The sequence below is a fragment of the Paenibacillus nicotianae genome (assembly GCF_042681745.1).
Classification (GTDB): domain Bacteria; phylum Bacillota; class Bacilli; order Paenibacillales; family Paenibacillaceae; genus Saccharibacillus; species Saccharibacillus nicotianae.
This window is the reverse complement of record NZ_JBHUGF010000010.1, coordinates 268,291-281,966: the sequence shown is the minus strand read 5'-3', so window position 1 is coordinate 281,966 and position 13,676 is coordinate 268,291. Positions and strand designations below refer to the sequence as shown.

Sequence of the window (13,676 nt, the reverse complement as noted above, 5' to 3'; positions counted from 1 at the left end):
TCCTTTCTTCAAAACAACATTATAAATAAATTACACCATATATGTAGAAATGGATACTTTTCCTCTATATGTATCGTCTATCAAAAGCCGACCTTAGTGATAAGGTTTCGGCTTTTGACGATTTATATCACTTGAGAAGGAGACTCTACAATACGAGCTTGATCGCCATAGTGTCGATGTAGATGAACTTCTCCCCATTTACACATCATATGAAGTAACTCGGTAAGGGTTGTCCCATACTCGGTCAATTCATACTCTACTTTGGGAGGGACAACATTATAAGACGTGCGTAATACGGTACCTGCTTCTTCCAATTCGCGTAACTGCTGGGTCAACACTTTTTGAGTAATCGCCGGGATTAACTTTTTCAATTCACTGGTTCGTTTTTTACCGAACGTCAGATGAAATAAAATAACAGGCTTCCATTTGCCACCGATCACTTCTAATGTTACTTCAACTGCTGTATTATATACTTTCTCTTCGTCTTTCATTATATATCGTCCACCTTTCTTATAGAGTGAGTTCATACCATAACCAAAACAGTTCCTTATAGATCGGCTATGGTCATCTTACTACATTCAATAAGTAGATACACGATATTTGACAGTTGTTAGTGATTCTACCTATACTAATGCCAACTCATTCTATATCAAATCATATATTCATAAGGAGGTGTTCGCTTGAAAGCATCAAGTTCGCGAATAATCCTTTTGGGATTGGTATTATTCGCTGTATTGGCAGGAGTACTCTATTACAGTATTCATACTAAAAAAGAAGCGTATCCGTTAAATAGTGGAGCTGTGAAGGAGTCTGGAGTGAATATTTATATCGCCAAAACAGGCAATGATCAGACTGGAAATGGTAGCAAAACGAAGCCTTATGCCACATTACAACAAGCTCAGAAAAAGATTCGTGCCTATAAAGGTAACCTTCCTCAAGGAGGCATAACGGTCTGGGTCAAGCAAGGGAATTATCTAATGGATTCTAGCTTTCAACTGGATAAAAAAGATTCCGGTACAGCCGCTTCTCCTATTACATACCGTACTTATACAGGGGAACAAGTTACCTTATCTACAGGCAAAACAGTAACGGATTGGCAACCACTCAGTCAGGAAGCTCAAGCTAGAGTTCATCCCAAGATTGATCCCAAGCAGCTAGTAGAATTGGATGTACGCAAATTAGGAATGAAGCATATCAATGGCTTTGCAGGTGGCACTTCATTTACAGAACAATGGGGCATTTTGAATTTATTTGCTAACAATCAAATGCAACCTATTTCCCGCTGGCCGAATACAACAGAAGTCGCTGGTGGACAACGAGCAGGCTGGGCGATTGCTCAAAGCGTTTATAATGCTCAATCTTTTTATTATCAAAAACCAGGTTCAGCCGGCGGTAATATTTTAGATGAAGATGGCACCAATCGCGCCAAACGCTGGCAAAATGCGATCAAAAATGGGCACGCGATCTATTTGCAAGGTTTCTGGCGTACACTTTGGAGTCCAGCCAGTATTCAGATCAGTCAAATCGATCCAGCTCAAAAAACGATTAAGCTTCTTGATACGCCTCAAGGCGGTATGGGTTCCAAATTCAGCGCGATGGTTGCTCCTTCTGCTCTAGCAAGAACAACGAATGAGCAAGATGATAGCAGCAGTGCACCTTCTACTTATCGTGTTGGTGATGGTTCTGAAGAATTTCGAGCGCTTAATCTATTAGAAGAAATTGATACGCCTGGAGAATGGGCGTTAGATTTTAAAGATGGAAAAATCTATTACTATCCTCCTTCTGATATTCATCAATTGCAGACAGTGATTGGTGATCAAGATACACCGATCGTTACGATGGATGGTACATCCTATGTGCAATTTAAAGGCTTTACGTTACAGAACAATATGGGGAATGGCTTTGAAATGAAGAGAAGTCATCATATTACGATTGCAGGCAATAATATTCGTAATGTAAATGGTGGAATCTTAGATGTAGATGGTCATCATAATATGTTCCGTAGTAACAATATTTACGATACAGCAAGCTTTGGGATTAGTCTGAATAGTGCAGGCGATCGAGCTACATTATCATCTGCGAATACACGGATTACCAATAACCATATTCATCATATCGGTAAGCTGATCCATCTTGAAGCGATTATTATTCGAGATTCAGTCGGTGTACGGGTTGATCATAATTTACTGCATGATGTTCCCAAAGATGCGGTTCGCTATGTATTTAGCAATAAGTTGTTACTGGAATACAATGAAGTTCATAATACGTCTCTGATCGAAGGCGATACCGGTGCTTTCTATACCGCTCAAGACTGGTCGTCATATGGAAATGTATTGCGTTATAACTTTATTCACCATAACAAGCGTTCCAATGGTTTTTATGCGGATGGCGGTAGCAGTGGTAATACGTATCAGTACAATATTATTCAAGATACATCACGTGCCTTTTTATTTGAAAATGGGCATCACAATCTAGCGATGAACAATTTATTGATTGATGTACAATCTCTTGAAATTAATGATCGTTCGAGTCAGCTTAATTATAGATTGGATAGTGACAATGCCAATCGTCTGCGAGCACTTCAGCCTTTTACAGGCACATGGAAAAAATATGGTCAGCAACTTGCTGAAAAATACGGATTAAAAGGCAATCTGTGGAGCAGTGTATTAAGTGACAAATGGAATCCTCAATATCCGAATGGCAGTAAGCTCAATCATAATGTGATTGTAGGTACTGGCGGTCAAGTTAAATTACCGAAAAATGGTGATGTCGCAGCCGTAGGTAATACAACGATAAGTAGTACTTCGAACGCAGGATTTTATAATTTAGCGACCCTTGATCTACGCACCAAAAATGCCAAAATATTAGAGAAGTTTCCTGACTTAAATACTATCTTCCCGACGATTGGATTGTACAAAGATGAATATCGCACAAAAGCCTTTAATCGTGCAGATTCAGACGGTCTTTCTAACCATCAATCTACCTCTTAAATCAAAATATAGTTGATATTACTGACTGATCAGTTGTGCTTTTGTACAACGGGTCAGTCACCTTTTTATTTCCAGGTATTGTTGTCGGTGCACTTGACAAGCAATCAATCGGTATGCTCAAATGGTTACAAAAAAGAAACGAAATTATGAATAAATTGAAATTTTATTAAAAAAGTGTGAAAATAGTCTTTGCTAAATATCTATCTGTATTTTATTATATAAAAGCATCCGTTAAATTTACCAAATTATATGTATTTTAGGAGGTGATTAACTAATTAAATCAAAATACTCATCATAGCAGGGATAAATCATCATCCCAACAACATCAATGGATTTTGAAATGGAGGGAATTTATATTTATGAAGAAGTTCCAGAAAATCATATCGCTCACAGCTATGCTTGCTTTAAGTAGTGCGATGGCAGTTCCGTATGCCTCTGCTGACAAAGTAGGTAATCAAGAAGTCATTAATCTTGATAGCGGTGCTGTGACAAAAACTGGTTGGAATCTATATGTGGATACGACCGGAAGCGATACGGATGGGAATGGCACTAAAGAGAAACCATACGCCACCCTGGAAAGAGCACGCGATGCGATTCGCAGTCTGAAAGGCGCCCTCCCCGACTATGGAGTAACGGTATGGGTGAAAGGTGGAGAATATGAATTTGCCAACTTGCAATTTACATCTGAAGATTCTGGTACACCGGATAAACCAATTATTTACCGCACCTATGCAGGTGAACAAGTCACGCTAACCAATGGTATTCGTATTGATGCTTCTGATTGGAAACCGCTTAGTGCAGCAGCCAAAGCGCGTGTTCATCCTGATGTAGATGCCAGTGCCCTTTATCAGTTAGATGTGAAATCACTTGGTCTAAAGCATATCAAACATTTTGAAGGTGGTACTTCATTTACGGAGAAATGGGGCATTATTGATCTGATCTCTAACGGTATTCGTCAACCTATTTCACAATGGCCTAATACGACTGAATCGGTAGATGGACATCGCAAAGGTTGGACGACTGCTAATGGTTCAGCAGATGCCAAATCTTTTTATTATGGTGAAGGTGGTATTCCTGAAAATGGAGATACAACAGATACATTAGATTTAGACGGTACCAATCGAGCCGCACGCTGGCAGAAGTCTTTATCTGAAGGACATGCTCTTTATCTTAAAGGATTTTGGAGAACAGTCTGGAGCCCTTTGACCAGCTCTGTACAATCGATCGATACGAAGCATAATGTGATTACGCTCAAAGATATTCCTGATGGTGGTATGGGTTCCAAATGGAGTGCGGTAGTAACTGACTATGCTTCTGCGACATCTGCAACAGCTAACACATACGGTGATGATTCTCAGGCGGCATCCAGTATGGCTCCTTCTGCTTCAGCTACAAGTGAGCCGGCAGCAGATGATGCTTTACACGATACAGACTCTACCCCGCAATCCTATAAATTGTTTAATGCACAGGGTGAATCTGGATCTGTTCGCTTACAAGAACAACTCACTGAAGATTCTCAATTAACTACAGAAGCAACCGATTCAGAAAATAATCTATCGTTACCTTCTGGCGTTACTGAACATACAGGTAATGATGCAACAGTAACAGAACACAATACGGATTCAGACAAGGTTGCTTCATCTGTCAATAAAGATGTATATCAAACAGCAACAGCGAGTACGTACCTTACACCTAGCTCGTATTCATCCAAAATCAAAGCTCCTTACCGGGTCGGTTCTGGTTCAGAAGAGTGGAAATTGATCAATTATCTGGATGAAATCGATGTTCCAGGTGAATGGTCACTCGACTTCAAAGATGGTCAAATTTATTACTATCCTAAAGGCAGTCTACAAAATCAAACGATTATTGTAGCTGACCAAGAAAATCCAGTCGTATCAATCGATGGAGCTTCTAATCTACAAATGCTAGGATTTACGGTTGAAGGTGGTATGGGTAACGGGATTGAACTTAAAAATACCGACCATATTACAATTGCAGGTAATACTCTTCGTAATCTGGGAAATGGCGGTATTCTCGATGTAGATGGGACAAATAACCTTTTCCAAAGTAATGATATCTACGAAACAGGTGGATTCGGTATTAGTATTAACGATGCAGGAGATCGCAAAACGCTAGAAGCTGCCAATAGTCGTGTCACTAATAACCATATTCATAACGTAGGTGATCTGACTCATCTGGAAGCGATTCTGGTACGTAATTCGGTCGGAGTGAAATTCGATCATAATTTATTACATGATGTTCCTAAAGATGCTGTTCGTTATGTGTACAGCAATAATTTGACCTTTGAGTATAATGAAGTACACAATACGTCCTTGATCGAAGGCGATACCGGAGCATTCTATACTGCTCAAGACTGGGCATCTTATGGTAATGTACTTCAATACAATTTTGTTCATCATAATAAGCGTTCTAATGGATTTTATTCAGATGGTGCAGATAGTGGCGATAATTATCGTTATAATATTGTGCAGGGTTCAACCAAAGGCATTTTGCTCAATGGACATGACAATATCGCTAACAACAATCTAGTGGTCGATTCCAATATGATTCAAGTCGATCAACGGGGCGACAGTAATTCTCATGGTGTGAATAGTATCTATGCCGATCAACTTCGTGAAATGAATCCAACAAGCGGCGTATGGAAAGAATACGGAGCCAAATTACAAAAGATGTATGGGTACGATCATCCGCTATGGAGCAGTATCCTTGATCCGAACTGGCATCCTGAATATCCTAATGGTACAAAAATGAATAACAATGTCATGGTCAACACACCAAATATTGTGGTTCCCAAATTAGGCGACGTAAAAGTAGAAGGTAATCAATTTATCTCTAGTGTTAGCGGTGCAGGATTCTACGATTATAGCAAAATGGACTTACGTACAGACAATAAGACTATTTTAGCGAAATTCCCGAATCTAAATGAAGTTATGCCTAAAATTGGATTGAGCCAAGACGAATATCGCACCAAAGTAGTAACTCGTGCTGAATCTGGTGGATTAACAAATCATTAATTCAATATTCCTTATCTATATTCTTTATCTATTCATCTACACAAGCAGAACCTTTAGATCAGAGAATCATCTCATTGATCTAAAGGTTCTTTTTTATCTACCTATTTCTTTTTTTGTTTACATATTTCTTTTTTACATAGTTACTATATTTTTTTCATGGAAATGACTTGTAATTATTTTTGTCCGTGTTATAATTATCTTAATATTAAGATTTCAAATGTAAAAACATTATAAATAGATATTTCACTTTGAGGAGGATATAAATAATGGAATTATTAGGTATTCATCACGTTTCGATTATGACAGGTAAAGCGGAAAAAAATTACGATTTTTATACTAAAGTTATGGGTATGCGTTTAGTTAAAAAAGGGGTTAATCAAGACGATACTACATCGTATCATCTATTTTATGGAGATGCTGTGGCTTCGCCGGGTACCGAATTGACTTTCTTTGATTTACCGGGTATCGGCCCTAGCTATCAAGGGGTATCCAGTATTTCAGCAACATCATTACGAGTAGCGACAACAGCAGCTTTGCAATACTGGTCTGATCGATTTGATCAATTGAATGTGACGCATGAAGAAATCAAACAACGGGCTGGACGAGATACACTGGCTTTCCAAGACTTTGAAGGTACACGTCTTATTCTTGTAGCAGACAATGGTGAACAAGGTGTCGCTGCTGGAACAGCTTGGGATCAATCTGAAGTACCTGTAGAATACGGGATTCTTGGACTTGGCCCAACGACACTTACTTTAGCTCAACCTGCTTCGACTATCATGATCTTAACTGAAGTGATGGGATTCCGTCATACAGGCTCTTATCCTTCGCTTGCAGGCGATTTTGCAGATATTGAAGTTTACTCTACAGGACAAGGTGGCGCTGGCGCAGAAGTCCATATCGAGACACGTCCTGATCTTCCACATGCACGTCTAGGTCGCGGTGGTGTCCATCATGTGGCTTTCCGTGTACCAAATGAATCAGAATATGATCTATGGTCAGATAAACTGTCCAAATTAGGCATTCCTAATTCAGGCAAAGTAGATCGTCACTATTTCCGCGCTCTGTATTTCCGCGAACCTAATGGCATTTTATTTGAATTATCAACAGACACACCAGGATTCGATATTGATGAGTCTATGGATTCATTAGGTGAAACACTTTCTTTACCTCCTTTCCTTGAAGGCAAACGTGCACAGATTGAAGCTAATCTTCGTCCACTGGTACTGGATGAAGTATAATATCACCAACAGAACCAAACATCATTGAACGATCCATAAATGATAGAATAAATACAAAAAGAGCAACTCTTAGCTGAGCTGCTCTTTTTGTATTTGTTTTTCCCATATTGTACTGGGAATTTCTTTTTTTAATACAGGTGCTACTTCTGTTGCGAATCGTTCGAGCTGTTCTAACTGCTCTGTCTCTGTTAACCCATCGACACTGATACTTAAAGCTTGATGTCCAAATGCTTTGTAATAATCTAGAATCTTCTCGATCACTTGATCAGGGCTTCCAATCAGAGCCGGGCCATTAGAAATATTATCTTCTAAATCTACAAAAGGCGATTGGTTATGCTTGGCAGCATCAGTAGATTGAAAATGATCATAATAAGGACGGTACCGACGAATTGCTTCTTCATTCGTATTTGCTAGATAAAGGCTTCCTGCTCCTGCTCCAACAATAGCTTGAGATGGATCATGACCATAATAAGCTAACCGTTCTCGATAATGATCAATTAATGCTTTATATTTATCCTGTCTATGAAAAGAATTGGATGAAAAAATCGGTTCTCCGTACTTGGCTGCTAATTCTGTAGAAAGTGTACTTGATGCACTTCCATGCCAGATCGGAATCGGAGATTGAAATGGACGCGGTTGACTTGTAAAATCAATCAATGCCGGACGATATTTCCCCTCCCAGTTCACCTTTTCTTGACTCCATAATTGTCGCAACAATTCATATCGTTCTGCTAACGAATCCCACTGTTCTTCTTCAGTAATCCCGAATAATCCATAATGACGCGGATCGTTCCCTTTACCAATAATCAATTCTAAACGTCCATTAGATAAATGATCAAGAGTAGCATAATCTTCTGCCACTCTTACCGGATCAAGCACACTTAATACCGTTACAGTCGTTAACAAACGGATACGTGATGTACGTGCCGCGATAGCAGTTAGTACAATCGCAGGTGAAGAAGACAGGAAAGGTTCTCCATGTCGCTCACCTACACCGTAAGCATCGTAACCTAGACGTTCTGCTAACTCTGCTTGTTGTAGTACATTTTGGAATTTCTGTTGTGCTGTTAAAGTCTCACCTGTTAGCGCATGAGGAAGGTTCGCAATAAGACTGAATACAACAAATTTCATATATTAATTACCTTGAGAAGAAGTTTGTTGAATTTGTTCTGCTTGCTTACGCTCTTGCAAATATGCTTCAAACCGCTCGGGATGAACCACTTTACGCATTAAATGCATAGGGCCTTCTCCTTTGCCTGCATCTCTAGCTCGTATACTTTCATATCCTCTACGCTCATACATAGGCAACAGCCACGGGTGCTTCTCCGCTGTACCGAGTGTCACCGCAGGTGCTCCTACTTCATCACGAATAATATGTTGTTCGACCCAGTTTAACAATTTACTACCTGCGCCGGTTCCTTGTACATTTGGATCAACCGCGAACCACATAATAAACGGCAATCCGGTCTCTGCTGTTAATTCTTTCACTCGTTCAGGATCAGCCAACGTTACTGTAGCAACAATTAATCCATCTTGTTCTAACACATAACATTTATTATGCGTAATATTGTCTTGAATTAATGCTAGATCAGCATGAGCCGCTGGCCATGTTAATCCTAATTCACGAATCGTTACATATGCTTCATAGGTGATATGAAGTACACGCTCTGCATCTTCCAATGTTGCCAAACGATAAATGTCACTCAATTCTGTCACCTCTTTATTCCGACTATATGCATCAGATTATTATATTATAATCTAACATTGATTATACCACTTTTCTAATTGATTTTTTCTATAGGTACTTATGGAGCATATCAATCCTATGTTATAGCGTTTAAGAATCGACAACAGTTAAGCGATCCCATGTATGTTGCCAATTTTTTTGTTGTATTCGCTGTGTATACGTCTCCATATCTCCTCTACCTTGAAGAAAATGTGGATTCACCCGTATATTCATTTCAAACACATCGGTAAGCCCACAAGGAGCAACCAGTATCAACTGATCCTGTTCATCTAATCGAACCCCTAAGGCTGTAGCCGTTTCTGGAAAATAGGATATCGCATCAACAGTAGAATCATAAGGTGCAATCCCATTAACAATATGCATACGTGCTTCATTTTTGACAGACCACGGTAATTCAGGTTGGATACGAGATAGCTGTTGTTCCCACACTTTTTCTGTTTTTTTATCCAGATCAGTAGCATCATAATAGACTACATCGATATCTGTTAGTGGTGTGCGAGGTTCTATCTGATGAAGCTGATCCCAGATTTTTGAACGAACAAATCCAGCACATACCCAACTATCTGGCAGTGACAGACTCCTTACATTGCGCAAAATGTCCATCATCCAACGATCATCTGTAATCCATTTTATAATCGTTTGATACATGAACTGTTCTTGATTGCTAGAGTATGTAGACATATATAGTATCTCCTTTATCCAAATGATTTGAGATCGTCTATCTTTTCGTATGAACGATTCACTTGCTTTTGAATTTCACTTTTCATATACTGAGCAAATTCTTGTAATTGTATCTTAGCGAATTTAGTAGAAGTGTTAACACCTTGATATTGATCAAGGCAAGCTTGAATAAGCTTGGAATAGGTTGCAGGTACATGCGATAATGCCCACTCTCCACCTTCTTGTTTGGAAGAGACTACATTTTCGCTCAGAAAAAATAATATCCGGCATAGATTAAGGGTGTAATATACAGGTGAATCTATAATATCGTCTAATACATGTACAATATCTGCTAAAATGGAGCGAATATAGAACTGAGGATCGATTGGTACAAATACTTCTGTAATTTCTTTACCATACAACGTTAATCCCCGATAATAGGTCACAAAAATATGTGCTGCTATATCGCTATCTGTATATCCTCCGCAAATATAATGCTGATCTGTACGATACTTTTCGCGGTGATAAGCAGAATAATTAAATTCAAATGGAGTCGGATAGATAAAAGGATTCACATCTTTTTGCAATAATATACTCAACTCGAACCCGCTACTATACATTAACTGTTCTTCTAATCTCAAAAGCTTTTGAGCGATCTCTAACTTCACTTGCTGACTGATTACATCTTGCACCACAATTAACAAATCAATATCGCTTTGATCTGGATTGAACCCGCCCATTGCCAGAGAACCATGTAGATAAATACCGATTAGATTATCTGCTAAAGCTATTTTAAATAAATCAACAATGTCGTTAAGCTTATACTTATCATCCGATAGATACGGCTGAGTATTCAATATCGTTTACTCCTTTTTATATATTATGCTACTATCTATATTTCTATGTTCTTCCTTTTCGATGATATCGTCAATCTTAAAGAAATACTGATCAAAAAAAAGCATCCCTAATGATCTAGGAATGCTTTTTGGTATATGATTTTACTGATAATTCACTTCTTCGGTAAAATGAATCTGGTGTAATCGCTCTTGAATCCGTTGAATCTCAGCCGATGTTAGCGGTGCATCAGGCGCAATTTTGTAATTGCGTCCGGTCACATAACTCACTTCTGTATGACTATCAAAAGCATACGGTGTCTGCGGAACAGGCGTTTTGGTATAATCGGTAAAATCGATCACTGACCATGCTTGATCTCCATCTTGTTTACGCAAAATTAGACGCTGATATTGATTCTCTGTCCATAGATAACGAGTATCGGCTGGTGAGTTGTTGTCGTCTATCGCTGTGATATAACCAGATCCTCTAAACATCAGTGTAAATTGCGCTCGATCATTGGTCGATCCTGATTGAGTACGATACGTTTGCCCGAGTTCATTAATCCCTACGATATGCACATTACGTCCTGCTGGAAAATGATCCACAAAGTCTTTCCATCCATTCAGTAAATTATCATGGCGTAACACCCAATTGGTATCGATCACAATAGATAAATAGTTAACAGTGTTCATCATTTGATACGGATTATCTACATATTGCTGTGCTGTATATAGTTGAGGTTCAGCATTTGAATTTTTGACGTACGGATCACCTGGATGAATCGTCCAACGTGAAGACTTTTCAACATAACGTGAACCGATAGGATCGATCGTAACAGGATTCATCAATACAGCCCCGCTATTGTCGACATTGCCCTGTGCAGGCACCAGTGGATTATGCTCATTCGACCAGTAAGGCATCAATGGTGAACCTTCTCCAAATAATTGATTCACATTATACTGTGTAGCTGCCCAACCCATATAGGAAGTAATCTCAAAATGATCTTTGAGCCATGTCACCTGCTCTGGATTAACTGCGAAGCTAGACAAAGAAGTAGGACGATATGCTACGGGAATACTATCGAATACCGAAGGCTGCCCTACTGTACCTGATTCATGCAACTCATTCATAGCATTATAGCGATACATATACAACCACTCATTCATCTCATTGCCCCACTGTGCTAACGTATAATGATTATTGGGATAGCCTGACAAAATGCCAACTTCATCTCCATACAAATCAACATACTGTAATACTTGTTGTAACTGCGGTCGATTGTTTTCTTGAAATACAAAATTATTATCAATCGCCCATGTAATGTGTAAACGAGGATCGATCTGTGCTAGCATACTACGCATTTGTTGCATTTCAGCTAGCGTAGTCGAAGAACCAGCTCCACCCTCTAACATCACCGATACTGCAAAATATTGCTTTTTGCGCTCACCTGGCACTACTTTCAGCTCAAATGCTTTGGTCAGATATACGCTGGTTGAAGGTGACGTGACACTGATCTTGACAGGAACAATACTTCCGACAGGCGGAATATTATGCACATTGATAATATGTCCTTGCTCATCAATAATCCCTGTATCATTTTCAAATCGAATATGCAGATCAGGCGGTAAGTACTCGGGCGCAATCGGTTGACCATAGACATCTTGCAGTACATAACGAATACGCCATGAATCTGAATTTAGTGATACCGATTGATCTAACGTATACGTATCCATATAAACAGAGCGGATAACACGATCCGGCTTAACTTCCGGTTGTTCTACAGGTGGAATCACTGGTGGCGGTGACTTGATAGTGACCATCACCATTGTTTTGATATGAAGATCAAGCTTCGCTTGTGATGATACCAGATGAAGTTGAACCGGAATCAATCCACCTGTTGCAGGAATATGTTCAGGATGAACAATTTTGCCATAGGTATCAAATATATTTAATTCATCTTTAAATTCATACGTAAGATCGGATAATAATTTATCAGGCAAATCAATCTTCTGACCTTGATACCAGAAATAAAATGATAGTCGATATGAATCATACGTTGCCGGATCATTCCACAATACAGGAGCATCGATATTGACACGATCAAATACAAATACAGGCTCAACTGGAGGTGGATTAGGCGTTATCACAGGTGGTACTTCAGGATCAGGTCTGGGATTGTTTTGATTACGGTCTTTGTCTTTAACATTTGCCCGTTTTCCTGTCATTTCAGGTGCTGTTTCTACTTTATCTACTATTGTAGAAGGTGAATTGCCGCCTATCGTCAGTGCAGGTTGAAGGTCTGGCTTTGCTTCTGTATCTGGCTTAGATACAGGCTTTGCTCCTTGTGCTAACAATAGCCTGGCACGCTGGTGTAATTCATCTCCTGATTGCAGTACTCGGTAAGCTACTAATATCGCGGCTTGACGTTGCACAGGCTGTTTTGGTGCAAAAAGATGTTGTTCATTTCCTTGCATTAATCCTAACTGCTCCATCAGCCATACACTGGACTTGGCATAATCGGATATATCTGCTTGATCGGCAAATGTAGCTACGCCTTCTTCAGCTACATTATCGGTTAATCCAAGATAACGAGCATACCAGACAGCTATGTCTTGACGTGTAATCGATTGCTTCACTCCAAATATTTTTTCGCTGATCCCGTTAGTGATTTGATGATGATACAATGCACTAACATACGGAACAGCCCATGGAGATACATCGGTAAAAGGTAATACGGTGTCTGGTTCGGATGTCCAATTCAAGCTTTTGACAAAAACACTTGCCCATTCTTGCCTAGAAATAGAACGTTGTGGCTGAAAGCTGCCATCCTTATAACCTGTAATGACTCCTTGTGCTGATAATGACGTAATTGCATCAAAAGCATACGATTTTTCAATATCCGTAAATGCTTTTGGGCTGGTGGCTGAAACGCTTGTCGCATTAGTACAGAACAGTAATATAATCAGCAAGCAAGCTACATACTGCCTCATGTGTGTTGACCCCACTTTGGATATCATAAGATTATTTAAAGCCTGTTGTTGTAACCAACAAGCTATAACGTTGTATTCACCTCCAAACACATCGCATGAACCTTTATTTCAAAATAAATACAATACTTTAGACCCATTCAAGCATATATTTACTTTTAAAATAGGGTAAAAGTTGAACA

At 39.3% G+C, this 13,676-nt stretch carries 10 protein-coding genes; 4 read left to right on the top strand and 6 right to left on the bottom strand.

Going from position 1 to position 13,676, the window contains the following annotated elements:
- Nucleotides 1-122 precede the first annotated feature (122 nt).
- Entirely contained in the window at nucleotides 123-491 is a 369-nt protein-coding gene (locus ACFSGI_RS05530; RefSeq protein ID WP_379282658.1) for a winged helix-turn-helix transcriptional regulator, read from the bottom strand.
- A 189-nt stretch (nucleotides 492-680) separates the two neighbouring features.
- Between ACFSGI_RS05530 and ACFSGI_RS05525 the strand changes: the two genes are divergently transcribed.
- The 4 genes from ACFSGI_RS05525 to ACFSGI_RS05510 all read left to right on the top strand — a co-directional run bounded on the left by ACFSGI_RS05525 (nucleotide 681) and on the right by ACFSGI_RS05510 (nucleotide 7,266).
- Entirely contained in the window at nucleotides 681-2,990 is a 2,310-nt protein-coding gene (locus ACFSGI_RS05525) for a right-handed parallel beta-helix repeat-containing protein (protein ID WP_204823183.1), read from the top strand.
- A gap of 41 nt (nucleotides 2,991-3,031) precedes the next feature.
- Nucleotides 3,032-3,160 carry a hypothetical protein gene (locus ACFSGI_RS05520; protein WP_379282656.1) on the top strand — a complete coding sequence of 43 codons (129 nt, stop codon included), beginning with the start codon at nucleotides 3,032-3,034 and terminating at the stop codon, nucleotides 3,158-3,160.
- 189 nt (nucleotides 3,161-3,349) lie between these two features.
- Complete coding sequence (locus ACFSGI_RS05515; RefSeq protein WP_204823182.1) at nucleotides 3,350-6,025, top strand: right-handed parallel beta-helix repeat-containing protein; 2,676 nt, start codon at nucleotides 3,350-3,352, stop codon at nucleotides 6,023-6,025.
- A gap of 266 nt (nucleotides 6,026-6,291) precedes the next feature.
- Complete coding sequence (locus tag ACFSGI_RS05510; protein WP_204823181.1) at nucleotides 6,292-7,266, top strand: ring-cleaving dioxygenase; 975 nt, start codon at nucleotides 6,292-6,294, stop codon at nucleotides 7,264-7,266.
- 69 nt (nucleotides 7,267-7,335) lie between these two features.
- Here the strand turns inward: ACFSGI_RS05510 and ACFSGI_RS05505 are convergent, their stop codons facing one another.
- The 5 genes from ACFSGI_RS05505 to ACFSGI_RS05485 all read right to left on the bottom strand — a co-directional run bounded on the left by ACFSGI_RS05505 (nucleotide 7,336) and on the right by ACFSGI_RS05485 (nucleotide 13,497).
- Entirely contained in the window at nucleotides 7,336-8,397 is a 1,062-nt protein-coding gene (locus ACFSGI_RS05505; protein WP_204823180.1) for an LLM class flavin-dependent oxidoreductase, read from the bottom strand.
- A 3-nt stretch (nucleotides 8,398-8,400) separates the two neighbouring features.
- A complete protein-coding gene (locus ACFSGI_RS05500) occupies nucleotides 8,401-8,973 on the bottom strand; it encodes a GNAT family N-acetyltransferase (RefSeq protein ID WP_204823179.1) in 573 nt (190 codons plus the stop codon).
- 130 nt (nucleotides 8,974-9,103) lie between these two features.
- Entirely contained in the window at nucleotides 9,104-9,694 is a 591-nt protein-coding gene (locus ACFSGI_RS05495) for a nucleotidyltransferase family protein (protein ID WP_379282652.1), read from the bottom strand.
- A 14-nt stretch (nucleotides 9,695-9,708) separates the two neighbouring features.
- A complete protein-coding gene (locus ACFSGI_RS05490; RefSeq protein ID WP_379282650.1) occupies nucleotides 9,709-10,530 on the bottom strand; it encodes an aminoglycoside adenylyltransferase domain-containing protein in 822 nt (273 codons plus the stop codon).
- A gap of 141 nt (nucleotides 10,531-10,671) precedes the next feature.
- Nucleotides 10,672-13,497, bottom strand: a complete 2,826-nt coding sequence (locus ACFSGI_RS05485) for an S-layer homology domain-containing protein (protein ID WP_379282648.1) — start codon at nucleotides 13,495-13,497, stop codon at nucleotides 10,672-10,674.
- Between the last annotated feature and the right edge of the window lie 179 nt (nucleotides 13,498-13,676).

What these genes read in the sequence shown, in the direction of transcription:
- ACFSGI_RS05510 (WP_204823181.1), top strand. Translation starts at nt 6,292, where the DNA reads ATGGAATTATTAGGTATTCATCACGTTTCGATTATGACAGGTAAAGCG.
- ACFSGI_RS05505 (WP_204823180.1), bottom strand. Translation starts at nt 8,397, where the DNA reads ATGAAATTTGTTGTATTCAGTCTTATTGCGAACCTTCCTCATGCGCTA.
- ACFSGI_RS05515 (WP_204823182.1), top strand. Translation starts at nt 3,350, where the DNA reads ATGAAGAAGTTCCAGAAAATCATATCGCTCACAGCTATGCTTGCTTTA.
- ACFSGI_RS05485 (WP_379282648.1), bottom strand. Translation starts at nt 13,497, where the DNA reads ATGAGGCAGTATGTAGCTTGCTTGCTGATTATATTACTGTTCTGTACT.
- ACFSGI_RS05495 (WP_379282652.1), bottom strand. Translation starts at nt 9,694, where the DNA reads ATGTCTACATACTCTAGCAATCAAGAACAGTTCATGTATCAAACGATT.
- ACFSGI_RS05530 (WP_379282658.1), bottom strand. Translation starts at nt 491, where the DNA reads ATGAAAGACGAAGAGAAAGTATATAATACAGCAGTTGAAGTAACATTA.